Below are 16907 nucleotides of genomic sequence, written 5' to 3'. Positions count from 1 at the left end.
AGTTACTCCTTCCATGCCTCGGACCCGGTGACGAGAGCCAGTAGCCATGCCGCCGTCAGGCCGGGTAACAGCGTCATACCGAATGCGCTGATGACGGGCGTGTCCGAGAAGACCAGCAACCCGAACGCGAGAATCGTCGTCAGCGCCGCCATGCCGATGCCGAGGGCCGCGGTCGGTCGCCCTTCGGTCGGCGCACAGTGATAAAACAGAGCGTAATCGATGCCGACACCCAACACCAGGAGCAGCGCCATCAGATTGAACACGCTGAAAAGCGCACCGCTGTAGCCGACCGCGGCAAGGCTCACCGCCAGTGCTAGCGCGGGTACGGCCACCACGCGCAGGCCGCGCGCGACCCCGAGCGTCAGCGACAGCACCAGCGCCACGAGTACCAGGGCGAGCGCGAGCAGGCCCAGACTCAGGTGACGGTGTTCCCGCATCCCTTCGTTGACCGCCGCGATCCGGTTTACCCAGCGCACGCCATCCCGGTCCGCCGCCAGGCGTCCGAGCGCCGCGCCCTCGCCGGCCCCGATCACCACTATCGCCGTGGCGCACTCGCCGTCGGCACAGCCGAGCCATTGCACGCGCTGGCGCTCCAGCGCGATATCGACAGCGACGGCTGGCTCCAGATACGGCCCCGGCTCGCGGATGGCCGCCTCCCGGCGGTCGATCCCGGCCTCACCGAAACCGAGCCTGCGCAGATAGCCGCCGAGTCGCCCACTGTCGACCAGTCCACGCAGCAGGCGCTCATTGGCACGTTGACGCTGGAGCGATGGCAGCCAATCGGTGACGGCCCGAAAGCCGTCGAGCGCACCCGCCTGCATGAGTCGCTCGAGTTCGGGCCGGAGTGCCTCCTCGCGCTCCAGCACCGCCTGCTCCGAATCCGCGGTCACCAGCAGAAAGCGATTGGCGTCCGGGCGCGGCAGCAACTCGCCGATCCGTTCATCATCGGCGCTCAGGCGCTCGGGCGTCGCGTACAGCAGCCGGATGTCGTCTTCCGGTTCCAGCAGGAGAATCCCCGGCAGGGACAGGACCAGCACGATGGGGACCAGCACTACGAAACGCGGTGCGAATCGAAGCGGCCAATGCCGCGGTGGGGGCGCGGAGGCCGGCGGCCGCACGAGCATGGGCAACAGGAGAACCACCGTGGTCCAGCTCGCCAGCAGGCCGGAGACGGTGAAGACCGCCACCTCGCGCAGGGCCGGGAACGGCGCCAGCGCCAGCGACAGGAACGCGATTGCACTCGTCGCGAGTGCCAGCCGCAACGCCGGCAGGACATGGCGCAGCCCCGCCTCCGGGGTCCAGTCAGGCCGCAGGCTGTCGCTGAAATAGTGAAACGCGTAATCCACCGATACGCCGATCACCGTCGCGCCGAACACGAGCGTGATCAGGTGCATGCCGCCGAAGGTCAGCACCGTACCGGCGAAGCCACCCCCCACCCCGGCCGCGATCACGATCACCGCGATCGCCAGCGGTCGCGGCGAGCGGAAACGACCGATCAGCAGGAGCGCGATCGCCAGCAGCGAGACCCCGCCGATGAGGCTGATCTCGCCGTGCGCGCTCATCGCCGCCCAAGCACTGTACAGCGGCGCCCCGGTCGCGTGCAGGGTCAGGGATTCGGCATCGGCCCAGGCGAGCGAATCGCGCCAGACGCCGATCAGTGGCGGCTCGGCACGGGCCTCGAAACCCGCCTGCCGTGCATCCGCGGTGACGATCGCATAGTGGCGCCCATGGCCCTCGACGATCGCGACCCCGTCGACCGTGGTTACAGCCTGCGCGGGCCCCGCCAGCGCCTCCTGCAGGAATCCGTTGTAGAGGCCCAGCGGGTCCTTCACGAGCGATCCACCGGCGGCACCCGCGACGCTGTACTGCCGGGCCAGGCGCTCCTGCAGGAAGGCCTTCGGGGCCTGTTCCAGTCGCCGCGCCGTATGCGGCGCGATCAGGCCGTGGCGGTAGGAATAGAGTTCGCGCGCGACCCGCTCGTAGGCGGTACGGTCGACTACCGCATCAACCCCCTCGAACACGCCGGTCGCGCCCAGCCGTGAAGCCAGCGCCCGGCCGGCGTCGGCGGCCCGCTCGCCGCTGTCGGCGCCGACGAGCCAGACGGTACGCTGCTCGAATGGCGCCGCGAGGCTCCGCGCGGCCTCGGCCACCCGGGCACCGCCACCGGGATCCGGCAGCAGTGCACGCACATCGGTCCGCAACCAGCCCGCCCCGGGCCATGCGGCAACCGTGACTGCCACCACGGCAACCACGGCGAACAGCCAGAGAACCGCCCGAAGCCGGCGCGCGGCGGGATTGCCGTCAGCGGGCACGATCGAAGGCCTGGATCAGGGCTTCGTCGAGTCGTTCCGGGTGGGTGACGTCCGCGAACTCCATCTCGGTCCGGCTGCCGTCACTGGCCTCGATCACGAGTCGCCGGGGTGTGTCGGCACCCTCGATGATGATCCGGTCCAGGGCCCCCGCGAGTCGCTCACCGCGTGGATTCAGCAACAACCGCCAGCCCGCTTCCCCGGCTTCCCGGGTGACCCCGAAATCGCGCTCAAGCGGCGCCAGGTCGCCGCTGAACAGGCTTTCGAACAACGGCCGGATCGCGCCGAAGGCACCACTGCCGCGGATCGGCTCTCCGTCCTGATAGACGCCTTCCGAGTCGATCACCAGACGCGACTCGACCGGGTCTTCGATCAGCCACAGGAGCCCGCGCCCGGCGCTGTAGGCGAAGCGGCCGCGCGAGACGATCGGGCGCTCGAGTTCCGGCAGCTGACGCCGCTGAATAAAACGCCCGACCGCGGTCTCGCGCTGCACGAGCTCGGGCAACTCCCCGGGAGCGCTGACCGCCGGCGCGGGGCCGAACAGCACCAGCAGCGCGATCAGGATCACGCCCCGCATCAGTCTGCTACCCCGAGTTTCTCGAGCAGCACCGGCGGCGAGGCGTAACACATCTCGCCGCTCTCCATATCGAGCGCGACCTGGTCGGTATGGGCCCGCGTCAGGCGCCGGCCCGAACCGGCGTCCCGGATTTCGTAGGCGATCCGCAGCCGCGACTCGTATTCGACGATACTCGCCCGGACCACGACGCGCTGCTCAAACCGCATGGGCTGCGCATACCGGATCCGCATCTCGATCACCGGCCAGGCATAGCCCGATGCCTTCATCTGCCGGTAGTCGTAGTCGAGCCCCCCGAGCAGTTTCGATCGTGCGAACTCGAAGTACTTGGCATAGTGGCCATGCCACACGATCCCCATGAGGTCCACGTCGTGGAACGGGATGTCGAAAGTGACTTCCGCGGTCCAGTCACTCATACAGCGTGAATTCCCGGCGCCCGATACGTCCGAGCAGATCGCGGAGGGTCGTCTCCAGGGGGCGGTCCTCGATCAGCATCGGGAACACCGCCGCGACTTCTTCGAGCGTGGTGCGGACGCCGGCCGTCGCGGTCACGTCGATCTCTTCCGAACGTTCACGCAGCCACACGCCCTGACTCGTGCCGATCAGGGTCGCCGCCGCGACCTGCTCGGTGAGCGTCAGCACCCGCAGGCAATCACGGGCCCCGATCGTGCCCATGCTCACCTTGTCCTGGTTGTGACTCTCGGTCGAGCGCGAGAAGACGCTGGCCGGCATGGTCAGCTTCAGCGCCTCCGCCGCCCAAGCGGAGGTCCCGATCTGCACCGCCTTGAAGCCATGGTTCAGCGGCCGCCGCGCGCCCTGCGCGCCGGACAGGTTCGCCGGCAGACCGTGATTGAATTTCGGATCGACGAGCTGCGCCAGCTGGCGATCGAGCAGATCGGCCACGTTCGCTACGGCGGTCTTGAGCGAGTCCATCGCGAACGTGATATGGCCTCCGTAGAAGTGCCCGCCGTGGAGCACCCGTTCCTGCTCGGGATCGATGATCGGGTTATCGTTGGCACTGTTGAGTTCGGTCTCGATGAACTGCGTGAGCCACGGCAGCGAATCCTCGAGTACCCCGACCACGTGCGGTGCACAGCGCAGCGAGTAGCGGTCCTGCAGACGCGAACTCTGGCGGCGGTGATCACCGCCGCCCAGATCGTCATGGATACGCCGTGCGACCTCGCCCTGGCCGGGATGCGGCTTGACCGAGAACAGGCGCGGGTCGAAATGATTGGCGTTGCCCTGCAGGGCCAGCACGGAGAGCGATGTAATCCGACTCGCGAGTCGGCACAGGTAGCGGGCCCGCTCGAGCGCGAGACAGGCCAGCGCCGTCATGACGGCCGTGCCGTTCATGATGGCGAGCGTTTCCTTGGGCCGCAGCACGATCGGCTCGATGCCGAGTTCGCCGAACACCTCCGCGGTCGGACGCCGGCGGCCCGCATGGATCACTTCGCGCTCCCCCGCGAGCACGGCCGCCACGTACGACAATGGCGTGAGATCGCCGCTGGCGCCTACCGAGCCCTCTTTCGGGATCACGGGCAGGACGTCGTGCTCGATCAGGAGGTGGATCTGTGCGAGCAGCGTGTACCGCACGCCCGAGAATCCCTGCGCCAGACTCGCGAGGCGCGCCGCGAGGATGGCCCGCGTTTCGGATTCATCGAAAATATCGCCGAGCCCGCAGCCATGGAAGGTATACAGATGCTGCGGCAGTTCCTCCACGAGCCCAGGCGGGATCGACACGCTGCACGAATCGCCGTAGCCGGTCGTGACCCCGTATACGACCCCCTCCTCCTGCCAGACGCGGTCGATGAACTCGGCCCCGCGGTCGATCCGCTCGACGAAGGCGGGTTCGCCACTGAGTACGGACGGCTGGCGCCGTTCGGCGATCGCGGTGATCGCGGCGGCGCTCAGGGGCGTCCCATCGAACACCACCTGCGGCATTTCCTGCATGCGTATGCTCCGGATAACGTAAACGGGTACTGAAATCGGTATTGCCCGACCCGCGGACCCTGCGGGCAGGTGCGGCGCTCAGGGCCCCGGCGCATCGGCGAACACCAGGCGCCCGGATGCGAACTCCTCGACGCCCCCCGCGGAGCGGAAACGGTAACCGATGCAGTGACGAACGTCATCGTGCACCAGCCGCAGGACCAGTTCGTGCCCGGGCTGGACCGGCCGGCTGAACTTGATGCGCTCGACATCCCGCACTTCGCCCGTAACCGCGAAATGGTGTCGCGCGACGTGTTCGGCCCACCCGATCAGGACGACGCCCGGCACCACGGGGCGGCCGGGGAAATGGCCTTCGAAACAGCCGAGATCGTCCGGCACGCGCAGGCGGGCCTCGCACGAGTGTCCGTCGCCATCGATCGCCAGGGTCTGCGGCAGGCGGCGCGGCGCAGCGGTTTCAAAAAGATCGCGCAGCTCGCGTTCGCTGACCTTGCCCTGCGCATTCACCGGCAGCGCATCCGGGAATCGCCACAGACGCGGCACCGTGACCGGCTCGAAGCGCGCGAGCAGCGCCTCGCGCAGCCGGCGCGTGAACGGGTGTCGACCGACCCGCTCCAGTTCCGCGGCCCCTTCGGCGGTCGGCACGGCGACCGCGGCGATCGACTCGCGGCGCCGGCGCAACAGCAGCGCACGGGCCTCGGCGATCCAGGGGTGTTCCTGCAGCGCGGTCTCGAGCTGCGACAGGGACAGGCGCTTGCCCTCGACCTTGACGATCCGGTCGAGCCGCTCCCCGAGCCGGAAACCGCCATCGGGCGCGCATTCGATCGAATCACTGAGGGTGAGCGGCCCACCATCCGCCAGGTGCGGAGACCGCAGTTCCAGTGCACCGTCCGCCGCGGCGCGGACATCGACGCCCGGCAGGGGCCGCCACCAGGCGTTCCCGTCGGCCTGCGTGCGCCAGGCGATGCCGCCGCTCTCCGAACTGCCATAGATCTCGGTCGGCCAGAGCCCCGAGAATCGGGCGCACTCACCCGCCGCCTCCGCCGGCAGCGGTCCGCCGGAGGAGAAAATCATCCGCAGATGGCCGTCGGCGCGGTCCCACGGGAGATCCTGCTGGAGTCGGCGCAGATGGGCCGGGCTGGCGACCCATGCCGCAGTCGGCGCGTCCGCCGCCGCGGCCAGTACATCGCGTGCCTCGAAGAAGCGCTCACTGCAGGACGTGCGCCCCACCGCGAGGGGCCACCACACCCGGAACAGCAGACCGTAGATATGCTGATGGCTGACCGTGCCCAGAATCCGTGCGTCACCGAGCGTTCCACCCCACAGACGCTCCAGCGCCTCGACCTCGCAATCGAACTGCGCCAGCGTCCTGGAAATGGGCTGCGGTTCGCCGGTCGAGCCCGAAGTGAATACGACGATCCGTCCGCTCAGCGCGGGCAGTGGCGAGGGCCCGGCATCCGTTGCCACCGGGATCGGGCGCCCGGTGGACCAGTCAGGCCCGAGCCAGCCGTCGCAATACGCCCGCAGGCTCTCCTCGGTGCCCGCCGTCGCGTTGGCCGGCAACCAGGCACGGCCACCCGTCGCCAGGATCGCCAGCAGCGCAACCGTGAACGGATACGCATCTTCGTGGTGCAGCGCCCAGTCGCGCGCACCCCGTGTCTGCAGATCGGATGCCAGCGCAGCGACATCGGCCTGGAGCGTGGCGTGATCGATCATCCGGCCGCGATGGATGAACGCCGGGCGCGCAGGGTCGCGATCAGCGGCATGGAGCCGCGCGAGCGGGACCACGGGGATGCTCACGAGGTTGCGCCCAGCAGCCTCTGCCGGACCGCATATTCGCCCACGAACAGCAGCCCCATCAGCATGTAGGAAATGAACCCGTTGTAGAGCGTCCAGACCGCCCAGCTGCCGGCCACGGCGGTCCACAGCGCGATCAGCCCATTGATCAGGAAGAATGCACACCATACGGCCGTCACGCGACGCGCGTAGACGGCCGCCTCGGGGGGGAATTCGCGGTAAATGATCCGGGCGAAGCGCTCGACGATCGACTGCGGCTGTCTCAACGACCAGCCGAACAGGCACAGCATCGCCGCACTCATCAGCACCGGGTAGAAGCGCAGCCCCTCGCTGCTGCTGCTGATGAGCGTGTAGATCCCCGCCGCGGCCATCGCGATCACCCCGGCCGCTACCAGCAGCGGTTCACCCGGGGCTCGCCCCAGCAGCACCAGGCGACCGAGCGCGAGCGCGAGCAGGAGCAGCCCGAGGAATGCGACGGGCAGCGTATCGAGCGAGAACCAGACAATGAACGGGTAGATCGCGGCGATCGCCGCGATCGCCCGCGCGAGCCAGCGATTCATCAGGCGGTTGCCAGTAGTCTGGCGGTCGTGTCGACAACATCCTGGACCGTGCGCACGGACCGGAAATCCTCGGGGTCGACCCGCGTGCCGGTCAGCTCGCGGAGACGGATGACGAGATCGACCGCGTCGATGCTGTCGATATCGAGATCCTCATACAGACGGGCCCCGGGCACGACATCAGCCGCATCGAGCTCGAACATTTCCACGAGGATCGTGCGCAGTTCGTCGAACAGTTCTTCGCGATTGCTGACCATTGTCGCCACCCCGCACGCCAGACCGCCGCTGGCCATCCCGCGCGCACATTCCCCCGATACTCCGGCGAGCCAGGCTCGCCCCGTTCCGTCGACGATCCCGGGCAACCCGGCCCGGCGGCGCGTCACCGGACCGCACCTCACTTTATGGCGCCGTTGCTGTACACACCGACGGCGATTTAATAATCTGTCACACTTTAGCGGATTCCGCCCGGCGTTGAGAACCTTCGTCGCCGTATTCGAGCCCCCATGGCGGCACCAGCCCTTGCGGCCCGGGGCCATTTCGCGGCGAACGTGAACGAGTGGTTACGCGCCCCGCGAACGCAGGCCGGAAAGCGGTCCTTCCCGGGATGGTAATGGTGGCCCTATGCCGGAAGTCGTCATCGGTTCCGATCACCCCGCACTTCCCGGGCATTTCCCCGGGCAGCCGGTCGTGCCGGCGGCGGTTATTCTGTCGCGGGTAATCGACGCCGTACGGGATTCGTGGCCGGATACCCGGGTCACCGGGATCCGCAAGGCCAAGTTCGTGCAGCGGGTGGCGCCTGACGAGCCATTCCGTATCGAACTCGACGCACCCACCGGGGATTCCCTGAAATTCGTCTGCCGCACCGCGGACACCATCGTGGTTCAGGGACGGCTGACGCTCGGGCAGGAATCGGTGGACGGCTGACAGCGCCGCTCGCCGCGCTCCCCCGCCCAGCGCGCGACCGGCACCCGCGGAAACCGGGTTTCGCCGGGAGCCGACTGTGGCACGATGATGGCATGCATTCGAATACGGAAAAGGACACGGCCGGCTACTCGCCGCGCATGGCGTGTGGCAATGGAGACGGGATGACTGAAGTGAAGCGCGTGCTGGCGATCGGGTTTTCCCAGACGGGACAATCACGCTCGGTGCTGGACTCCATTCTCGGTCCGCTGCGGGCATCCAGCGAAATCGAAGTCACGGAACTCGAACTGGAGCCGGTCGAGGCGTTTCCGTTCCCGTGGCCATTCTGGCGGTTCTTCGACACATTCCCCGAATGCGTCTATGAGGAACCCGCGCCAATCCGCGAGCCGAATATCCGGGGCGACGAGGACTTCGACCTGATCATTTTTTCGTGGCAGGTCTGGTTCCTGTCACCGGCGATGCCGGCGATGGCCTTCCTGCAGCACCCGAAGGCCCGACGCGTGCTTGCCGGCAAACCGATCGTTTCGGTCATCGCCTGCCGCAACATGTGGCTCAGCGCCTACGAGACCTTCAAGCGGCACATCGAGTACATCGGCGGGCACCTCGTCGACAACGTGGTCCTCACGGACCGCGCCCACAGCGCGGCGACCTTCGTTTCGACACCGGTCTGGGTGCTCACGGGTCATCGTGGCCCGTTTCTCGGTGGCCTGATCCCCGCCGCCGGCGTGTCCCGAGAGGACATCGATGCGGCCGCCCGCTTCGGCGAGGCGATCGCCCGCCAGCTGCCCGGCCGCGCGCGCGATGATTTGACGCCGATGCTGAAGGGACTGGGCGCGGTCCACGTGAACGAGCGCATGATCGCTTCGGAGCGCATCGCCCATCGCAGTTTCCGGATCTGGGGGGCGCTGCTGCGCGCGCTCGGTCCACCGAACACGCCACTGCGGCGCGCGGTGCTGGCCGTTTATTTCCTGTTCCTGTTCACACTGATCATCACGGTCGTGCCGCTCAGCGCCGTCATCAAGCGCCTGATCGCGCCGCTCACGCGCAAGCGTACCGCCCGCCAACGGCGGTATTATGCGGCCCCATCGGGTGAATCGACCGAACTCCTGGATCACACTGCATGACCACCAATCCCGTATACATCACCAATCTCGCGTCGTTCCTGCCCAATGATCCGGTCGGCAACGACGAGATGGAATCCGTGCTCGGGCAGGTCGGGCCGCGGCCGTCGCGCGTGCGCCGTACGATCCTGCGCAACAACGGCATCAAATCGCGGCATTACGCCATCGATCCGCAGACCGGCGAGTACACCCACACGAATGCCGCAATGACCGCCGAGGCCATCCGTGGCCTGGCCCGCGACGGCCAGCCGATCGACGCCGTCGACTGCCTCGCCGCCGGAACCACGGTCGCGGATCAGGTCGCCCCGAGTCACGGGCTCATGGTGCAGGGCGAACTCGGACTGCCGCCCTGCGAGGTCGTCGGCACCTCCGGGATCTGCCTGTCCGGCATCAGCGCGCTCAAATACGCCTGCATGGGTATCGCCACCGGGGAGCACCGGCGCAGTGTGGCCACCGGTTCCGAACTGGTCTCGCCGCTGTTGCGCTCGGAGAACTTCAGCGCCGAGGCGCAGCATCAGCTCGAAGCACTGGAGGCGCGCCCCGAACTGGCCTTCGAGAAGGACTTCCTGCGCTGGATGCTGTCCGACGGTGCCGGTGCCATGCTGCTCGAACCGCAGCCCGGCCCCGGTCCCGTCAACCTCCGCGTCGACTGGATCGAGGTGATCTCGTTCGCCGGCCAGATGGAAACCTGCATGTACATCGGCGCGGTAAAGAACGAGGACGGATCACTGCGGGGCTGGCCCCTCATGAGTCAGGAGGAACGGGCGAACACATCGGCGATGGCGGTCAAGCAGGACGTCAAACTGCTGAACGAACACGTCATGGACTACACCGTGTACCACGCGATGACACGGATCCGTGAAAAGCATGGCGTCCAGCCGCAGGACTACGACTGGTTCCTGCCGCACTACTCCTCACAGTACTTCCGCGATCAGGTATACGACCGTATGCAGCGGGCCGGCATGGAAATCCCCTCGGAGCGCTGGTTCACGAACCTGTCCACCAAGGGCAATACCGGCTCGGCATCGATCTACATCATGCTGTCGGACCTGTTCAATTCGGGGGATCTCAAGCGCGGCCAGCGGATCCTGTGTTACATCCCCGAGAGTGGCCGGTTCTCGACGGCATTCATTTCCCTTACGGTGGAGTAAATGGATCGCCGGGAAACGCCGCAGGACGAAGACAGCACGCACGCGGGCGTCCGCAAGCTGCTGTACGCCGTTGACGAGCAGGGCCGTTACACGAGCGTCCGCTCGGCGGGCTGGGAGGTCGAGGCGACCGCCACGCGCACCGCGCTCGAAGAGATCGCGCGCCAGCGCGACGACGCCTGGCAGCGGGCACACGCCGGTCAGACCTCGCCGCTGGAGGTTCACATGCACGACTGCCGCATGGATCTGCCGCTGCTCGCCGGTGCCGCGGGTCTCTGGCGCTGGCGCGTGCGGCGCCACTTCGACCCCGGGCGCTTCGCCCGACTGCCGCGGCGCGTCCTGGACCGTTACTGCGAGGCCCTTGGTCTCGACATCGAGCGCCTGCAGCGCGTACCACCCCGCGAGGGACCGGAAGAATGAATACCGTAAACGACTTCCGGCATCTGCAATCGGCCCACTGCGAGAGCGGCGTGGTGTCGAGCATGCTTACGCACCATGGCCTGCCCATCAGCGAACCGATGGCGTTCGGCCTCGCCAACGCACTGACGTTCGCCTATCTCCCGATCATCAAGATCGGCGGCATGCCACTGATCGCCTATCGCATGCCGCCGCGCTGGATCATTTCGAAGGCGAGCCGCCGCATCGGCGCCCGCTTCGTCTTCCGCAAATTCCGCGACGCGGACAAGGGCATGGCGGCGCTCGACGAACTGCTCGACGCCGGCCGGATCGTCGGCGTACAGGCTTCGGTCTACTGGCTGCCCTTCTTCCCCGAGGAAATGCGTTTCCACTTCAATGCGCACAACCTCATTGTCTACGGGCGCGACGGCGACGATTACCTGATCAGTGATCCGGTATTCGAGGAGCCCGTGCGCTGCCCGAGGGCGGACCTGCGCAAGGCCCGCTTCACCCGCGGTGCGATGGCGGCCAACGGCCTGCTGTATTACCCGGAGCGGATCCCCGAAGCGATCGATTACGAACGCGTGATCCCGAAGGCGATCAAGGCGAACGAGCGCATCATGAATCGCTCGCCGCTGCCCATCATCGGCATCCGCGGGATCCGCTATCTCGCCAATAATCTGGTCAAGAGCACGCGCACCCACGACGGCCGCCGGCGGCTGCCGCTATATCTGGCGCACATCGTGCGCATGCAGGAAGAGATCGGCACCGGCGGGGCGGGTTTCCGGTTCGTCTACGCCTCGTTCCTGCAGGAGGCCGCGGACACCCTGGGCGACGACCGCCTCGCCGAGGCCGCACAGTCGCTCACGGCGGCAGGCGACGGCTGGCGCGAGTTCGCCGTGCATGCGACCAAGGTGTCGCGCCGCAAGAGCGAAATGGAGGTCGCCGGCCTCGCCGACGTCCTCCGCGACTGCGCCGAACGCGAGGCCGACGTCTGGAAACTCCTCCGCGACTACGGCACCCACCCCGCCCGGACGGCTACCGCTTCCTGATACCCGGACGGGTTCCTGTCGCCGAAAGTCAAAGGCGGCTCACGCAGAGCCGCAGAGCGCGCGGAGAGAACGTCAAAATCGTTTTCTCGCCAAGACGCCAAGCGCGCCAAGAAAGCAAAAAAATGAAAATGACAGCGCTGATGCGAGTGTAGGTCGGACTTCCAGTCCGACAGTCGAAGCCTTCGACGTGTCGGACTGGAAGTCCGACCTACGCCTGTAGATGCGTTGATGCAGTTCGGTAAAAGCGCGAGCCCGGGGATGCCGACATCGCCGCCTACCGCTTAGCCTCCGTCCGAGCTAATCGGCAATGCGGCCAATCCCTCGTTACACCATTCAATTTCGATGATTCAGGCCCTTTATGAATTTTCCTTGGCGCGCTTGGCGTCTTGGCGAGAAAACGATTTTGACGTTCTCTCCGCGCGCTCTGCGGCTCTGCGTGAGGCGCCTTTGACTTTCAGGGTTCAGGCCGCCCGATCCAGGCGTCGGACGATCGTGGCCGTGCAGCGGGCGCCGTCGATTTCGCCGTTGATGTGGACGAGCCAACGCTGGCGGCCCTGGTGCAGGAAGGCGTTGATGGTGCCGCCGCTCTGGCTGTCGTAGAAGCCCGGGGATTTCGGCGGTTCGAAGCGGCGTTCGATGCCGGTCGCCTCGCGCACGGTGGCGATGTCCTCGCGGGCGGCGAACTGGCCCGCAGCCATGCAGGTATCCGGGATCGGCAACGGCTGCGCGGTCAGCCACTCGATCAGTTCGTCGCGATCGCCGAATTCACGCGCGGCCACCAGTTCGCCGATCGCGTCTTCCGGGCATTCGCCCGCATACAGCCAAATCCAGTGACTGCCCTCGGCGATCGGTTCGTCGCGGCCGATCTGCAGACGGCGCCGATGGTCCGAAACGGGGCTGGTCGCGATATCCACCGACCCCACCAGGGCCGAATCCATGTACCCCGATTCGATATCCAGAAGGGCCAGATCGAGCACGGACTCGAAGGCGAAGCTGCGGCTGCAGACGAAGTTGCTGCGCCCGGCGAGGTCGAAGTGGCGGGCGACGTAATAGCACGGCGCGTTGCTGACCGTGTTGACGAAACTGAGCGGCATCGGCGGCATGCCGTGCCGGAACAGGGTCTCCACCACATCGAGCGTCGTCTCCAGGTCGCCACGCGCCGAACTCATATAAACGGCGGTGTCGGAGCCCGGCGTGCGATCGCCCGCGCAGCGTCCCGCGCCGATCAGCGCGAGCTGGATGAAACGCCCGATCCGACGGACCGGCACGCCCAGCGATTCCTGGACCAGCGTCTTCAGCGGCGCCGGCGTATCCCCTTCGACGGCCTCGCGATAATCGCCGGTGCCCCGTATCCAGACCTGGTGTCGCGGGCTTTCAATCGACATTGGAAACGATCAGCGACGTATTGTTGCCGCCGAACCCGAAGTAATTGAGCATGAAGTGGCCGGGGTCGATCGCGCGGTTGCGCTGATTGAGGGCGAGACCCGAATCGCTGCGCTCCGGCGAGGCGATCCCCGGCGTGCCCGGCAGGACGCCCTGCGCGGCGGCCGCGCGGAACAGGAGCAATTCATTCAGACCACAGGCGCCGAGCGTATGGCCGATATGCGGCTTGAGCGCGAAGATCGGCGGTACCCGATCGAACACGGCCTGCATGCCCGCGGCCTCGGCCTCATCCGAGTGCAGGCTCGCCGTGCCATGCACCTTGATCGCGGCGATCTCCGAGGATGGCACGCAGGCGCGTTCGATCGCGCGTTCGATCACCGTCGCGACGGTCGAGCCGTCGGGGTTGGTGGTCGACATGCTGTAGGTGTCGCAGAGTGTGGCCGCACCGCGGAGATACAGGTCGTCGGGCGAGCGCTGGCGGGCCGACAGGACCAGCGCGGAGCAGCCCTCGCCGGGCGTGAGCCCATCACGGTCGCGGTCGAACGGCCGCATGTTCCCCGGTGCCAGCAGTCCCAGGCTCTGGAAACCGGCGGCGGTCACCACGTTGAACAGCTCCACGCCGACCACCAGCGCGTTATCGAGCCGGCCCCGGGCGATCATGTCCGACGCCGTCACGAGCGCATTGGCGCTCGCCGTGCATGCGGTATTGAAGCTGTAGTCGGGGCCCCGCAGACCGAAACGCCGCCGCAGATGCAGCGCGAGATTGGCGATACTGTTGCTCGCGATCAGCGCGATCGCATCGTCGGTTTCCGCGAGTTCACGCCGGAATCGGGCCTCGGACACGGACACATCGGCCGACGAACTGCCCAGGAAGAGCCCCATGCGCAGCCGCTCATCGGCGCTGATCGCAGCCTCGTCGAGCGCGCGCTCGATCACGCCGGCCAGGACCTCGTACAGGCGCTCCTCGAGCCGCTCCAGCGGGCGATCCGCCAGCAGGCGATAGGGAATCTCGTCGGTGGCATCACCGTACTGCAGCGGCACGCGTACGGGCTCGCTCAACTGATCGAACGCGCCGACCGCGGCGGCCAGGTCCGTGCCCAGGGCCGTATGCGCGCCACCGCCGACGAACCACGCACGCCTCATCGGCAGCCCCCTGCGGCCACCGCGCGATCGATCCCGAGCAAGTGGGTCCGGCGACACGCGCGCATCAGGCGGCCGGCTGGCGCTCGCGGATAGTCCGGGCGAGCGTGTTGACGCTCTCCAGCGCTCGCCGCGCCTCGGGACCCGCCTTGATCCGCACACCGTAGCGATTCTGCACAGCGATACAAATCTGCAATGCGTCGAGCGAATCCAGATCCAGGGCGCCACCGATCAGGACGTCGTCGTCCCCGATGCTCTCCGGCGGCACATCCTTGTCACATTCCTCGACGATCAATGCCTTGAGCGCGGCATTCAGATCTTCCGTCTCCGTCCCGGTCATCGCGTCATCCCGTCGTTCACTCACTGCGGCGCGCCTGGCGCCAGCCGGCCAGTGCGACACCGGCCAATCCGAAGGCGATCAGCGCGCCCGCGTAGCCGAGGACTTCGGCGGGTCCGGCGCGCTCGAGAAAAGCCAGAAGGAATCCGTCGAGGCCCCAGGCCATCGGTGACAGCCGGGTCACGGCCTGGAGGGCCGGCGGCATGACGAATTCCGGCACCATGATGCCACCGATGGCCGCCAGTATAATATTGCCGCCACCGCCGAGCATCGCCGCCTGTTCGGTGGTCGACGACAGCGCCGCCACCAGCAGCGCGTATCCCAGCGCCGCCACGCTCACCGCGACCGCCATCAGCAGCAGCGTCGCCACGGGGACGCCGGCGACCTCGAGCGCCGCGCCGCCGAGCGCCGGCACCAGCAACAGACCGACCAGCAGCATCGCCACCGCCTGCAATTGATTCAACGCGAAATACGGGAGCAGTTTGCCCGCCAGGATCGGTGCCGCACCGGCCGGCGTCGTGCGCAGACGCTGCTCCGTACCCGACTGGCGCTCCCGGATCATCGTATTCGACAGCGGTATCACCACGAAAAAGATGCCGAAGACGAGCCAGGCCGGGACGTTCTGCTGGACGGAGGATGGCGCGGCGCCGTCGCGCTCACCGCCGTACAGGTAGGCGACATCAAGGTCGGCGCCGATACCGCCCGCATCGAACTGGACCAGCGGCGCCAGTCGCTCCGACAGCGCCTCCATGCGGGCCTGGCCGAGCCCCTGGCGCACGGCGGCCACCAGCAGGGCCTCGCGCTGCCGGTCGATCTTGGGGGCCACGAGGACATGAACATGCCTCGCCGGCTCTCCACCGTCCGCGTACACGGCCTGCTCGAAACCGGCGTCGATCCGCAGGCCAAAGCCGGCGTCGCGGGCGTGGATGCGTTCGCGGAACGCGTCGTCGTCGACCGGGCCCTCGAGCTCGACCACCTCGAAACCCTCGTTGCGCCGCAGCGACTCGATGACCGTGCCGGCACTGTCACTGTCGTCCTCGTTGACCACCAGCGCGGTCGCCACCGTGCCACCGCCCTGCTCGAACCGGTCCTGCAGCGCCAGCGACATGACGAGGATAAACACCGCGGGCATCAGGAACAGCAGCAGCAGGGTCTGCGGATCGCGCCACAGCAGGAGCATCTCCTTCCGCGCACAGGCCGCCACCACCAGCCGTTTCATGCCGCCTCCCGGTGGCGGAGCAGGCGCAGATACACGTCCTCCAGCCGTTCCACTCCGTAACGAATGCGCTCGATCGCCACGCCCTGCCCATCCAGCGCGCGCATGATCGCGGTCGCGGCCACGGTATCGGTGGCCTCCAGGCGCACCCGGCGCGCGTCCAGCCATACCGGCGACCACGGCTGCAGCGCCGCATCGAGATCCGCCGTGGGGATCGAGCGCAGCGTCACCACCATCGAGGTACCGCCGAAGCGCTCCAGCAGTTCATCGGTAGCCCCGGCGGCGACCGTTCGTCCCTGATCGATGACGGTCAGATGGTCGCAGAGGGCCTCGACCTCCTCCATATAGTGCGAGGTGTAAACGATCGTCGTACCGTCGCGCCGCAGCGTCGCGATGGCGGCGGTGATGCATCGCCGCGACTCGGCATCGACACCGACCGTGGGCTCGTCGAGGTACAGGATTTGCGGGCGATTGATCAGCCCGACCGCAAGATTCAGCCGCCGCTGGAGCCCGCCGGAGAGCGTACCCGCGCGCTGGTCGAGCACGTCGCCGAGTCCGGCGACCTCCACGCAGTATTCGAGGCCCTCGCGCCACCGGTTCCCCGTCAAGCCATGGACGCCGGCGAAGAACGCGAGGTTTTCGCGCGCGGTCAACGTGGCGTAGAAGGCGCAGGCCTGGGGCACCAGCGAGCTGGCGGATTTCAGCCAGCCACGCTCGGCCGGCGTGCGCCCGGCGATCGTTACGCGCCCCTGCTGCAGGGAAGTGACTCCGTTCAGGATCGCCAGCAAGGTACTCTTGCCGGCGCCGTTCGGCCCCAGCAGGCCGGCCAGGGAGCCGCGCGTGACCTGGAAATCGACTGCATGCAGGGCATCCCGCTCCATGCCTGGATAACGGTGGGTGAGCCCTTCCACCGAGATCAATGGATCCCTCTCATCGATGGCGGTATCGGCGTTAATATGGCTGGTTCCTGATGACGAAAGCGGGCGCGCGAGCGGCCCCGGATTGTACGCAG

Annotated in this window: 17 protein-coding genes; 5 read left to right on the top strand and 12 right to left on the bottom strand. The window is 67.4% G+C overall.

Annotated features, from left to right (window positions below; genetic code table 11):
- Window positions 1–2: 2 nt before the first annotated feature.
- From A0W70_RS09735 to A0W70_RS09705, 7 genes are all read right to left on the bottom strand, one after another.
- Entirely contained in the window at window positions 3–2312 is a 2310-nt protein-coding gene (locus tag A0W70_RS09735; RefSeq protein ID WP_067561951.1) for an MMPL family transporter, read from the bottom strand.
- Window positions 2302–2886 carry a LolA family protein gene (locus A0W70_RS09730; RefSeq protein WP_067561947.1) on the bottom strand — a complete coding sequence of 195 codons (585 nt, stop codon included), beginning with the start codon at window positions 2884–2886 and terminating at the stop codon, window positions 2302–2304. The genes A0W70_RS09735 and A0W70_RS09730 overlap by 11 nt, the downstream gene beginning before the upstream one ends.
- On the bottom strand, window positions 2886–3299 hold the full coding sequence (locus A0W70_RS09725) for an acyl-CoA thioesterase (RefSeq protein ID WP_067561942.1): 414 nt from the start codon (window positions 3297–3299) through the stop codon (window positions 2886–2888). Before A0W70_RS09725 ends, A0W70_RS09730 begins: the two co-directional genes overlap by 1 nt.
- On the bottom strand, window positions 3292–4833 hold the full coding sequence (locus A0W70_RS09720; protein ID WP_067561938.1) for an HAL/PAL/TAL family ammonia-lyase: 1542 nt from the start codon (window positions 4831–4833) through the stop codon (window positions 3292–3294). Before A0W70_RS09720 ends, A0W70_RS09725 begins: the two co-directional genes overlap by 8 nt.
- Before the next feature lie 78 nt (window positions 4834–4911).
- Entirely contained in the window at window positions 4912–6627 is a 1716-nt protein-coding gene (locus A0W70_RS09715) for an ApeI family dehydratase (RefSeq protein WP_067561934.1), read from the bottom strand.
- Window positions 6624–7184 (bottom strand): COG4648 family protein, encoded by a 561-nt coding sequence (locus A0W70_RS09710; RefSeq protein WP_067561930.1) that lies wholly within the window; start codon window positions 7182–7184, stop codon window positions 6624–6626. The genes A0W70_RS09715 and A0W70_RS09710 overlap by 4 nt, the downstream gene beginning before the upstream one ends.
- Complete coding sequence (locus tag A0W70_RS09705) at window positions 7184–7438, bottom strand: acyl carrier protein (protein ID WP_067562578.1); 255 nt, start codon at window positions 7436–7438, stop codon at window positions 7184–7186. Before A0W70_RS09705 ends, A0W70_RS09710 begins: the two co-directional genes overlap by 1 nt.
- 364 nt (window positions 7439–7802) lie before the next feature.
- Between A0W70_RS09705 and A0W70_RS09700 the strand changes: the two genes are divergently transcribed.
- The 5 genes from A0W70_RS09700 to darH all read left to right on the top strand — a co-directional run bounded on the left by A0W70_RS09700 (window position 7803) and on the right by darH (window position 11819).
- Window positions 7803–8105, top strand: a complete 303-nt coding sequence (locus A0W70_RS09700) for an ApeI family dehydratase (protein WP_067561927.1) — start codon at window positions 7803–7805, stop codon at window positions 8103–8105.
- A 161-nt stretch (window positions 8106–8266) separates the two neighbouring features.
- On the top strand, window positions 8267–9226 hold the full coding sequence (locus A0W70_RS09695; protein ID WP_217495425.1) for a dialkylrecorsinol condensing enzyme: 960 nt from the start codon (window positions 8267–8269) through the stop codon (window positions 9224–9226).
- Window positions 9223–10374, top strand: a complete 1152-nt coding sequence (locus tag A0W70_RS09690; RefSeq protein ID WP_067561923.1) for a beta-ketoacyl-ACP synthase III — start codon at window positions 9223–9225, stop codon at window positions 10372–10374. Before A0W70_RS09695 ends, A0W70_RS09690 begins: the two co-directional genes overlap by 4 nt.
- A complete protein-coding gene (locus tag A0W70_RS09685) occupies window positions 10375–10791 on the top strand; it encodes a DarG family dialkylresorcinol biosynthesis protein (protein WP_067561919.1) in 417 nt (138 codons plus the stop codon).
- The gene (gene darH / locus A0W70_RS09680; RefSeq protein WP_067561916.1) at window positions 10788–11819 is read left to right on the top strand and encodes a BtrH-related acyltransferase DarH; all 1032 of its coding nucleotides are present in this window, start codon (window positions 10788–10790) and stop codon (window positions 11817–11819) included. The genes A0W70_RS09685 and darH overlap by 4 nt, the downstream gene beginning before the upstream one ends.
- 461 nt (window positions 11820–12280) lie before the next feature.
- On the opposite strand, the gene A0W70_RS09675 is transcribed toward darH, so the two are convergent.
- The 5 genes from A0W70_RS09675 to A0W70_RS09655 all read right to left on the bottom strand — a co-directional run bounded on the left by A0W70_RS09675 (window position 12281) and on the right by A0W70_RS09655 (window position 16806).
- Window positions 12281–13204, bottom strand: a complete 924-nt coding sequence (locus A0W70_RS09675) for a beta-ketoacyl-[acyl-carrier-protein] synthase family protein (RefSeq protein ID WP_067561911.1) — start codon at window positions 13202–13204, stop codon at window positions 12281–12283.
- The gene (locus A0W70_RS09670; protein ID WP_067561908.1) at window positions 13194–14345 is read right to left on the bottom strand and encodes a beta-ketoacyl synthase N-terminal-like domain-containing protein; all 1152 of its coding nucleotides are present in this window, start codon (window positions 14343–14345) and stop codon (window positions 13194–13196) included. The genes A0W70_RS09675 and A0W70_RS09670 overlap by 11 nt, the downstream gene beginning before the upstream one ends.
- A 64-nt stretch (window positions 14346–14409) precedes the next feature.
- On the bottom strand, window positions 14410–14706 hold the full coding sequence (locus tag A0W70_RS09665; protein ID WP_217495424.1) for a phosphopantetheine-binding protein: 297 nt from the start codon (window positions 14704–14706) through the stop codon (window positions 14410–14412).
- Window positions 14699–15898 (bottom strand): ABC transporter permease, encoded by a 1200-nt coding sequence (locus tag A0W70_RS09660; RefSeq protein WP_067561900.1) that lies wholly within the window; start codon window positions 15896–15898, stop codon window positions 14699–14701. Before A0W70_RS09660 ends, A0W70_RS09665 begins: the two co-directional genes overlap by 8 nt.
- Complete coding sequence (locus A0W70_RS09655) at window positions 15895–16806, bottom strand: ABC transporter ATP-binding protein (RefSeq protein ID WP_139150821.1); 912 nt, start codon at window positions 16804–16806, stop codon at window positions 15895–15897. The genes A0W70_RS09660 and A0W70_RS09655 overlap by 4 nt, the downstream gene beginning before the upstream one ends.
- Between the last annotated feature and the right edge of the window lie 101 nt (window positions 16807–16907).

Origin of the sequence: Halofilum ochraceum (genome assembly GCF_001614315.2) — a bacterium.
GTDB classification, from domain to species: Bacteria; Pseudomonadota; Gammaproteobacteria; order XJ16; family Halofilaceae; genus Halofilum; species Halofilum ochraceum.
This window is presented reverse-complemented; position numbering and strand designations above follow the sequence as displayed.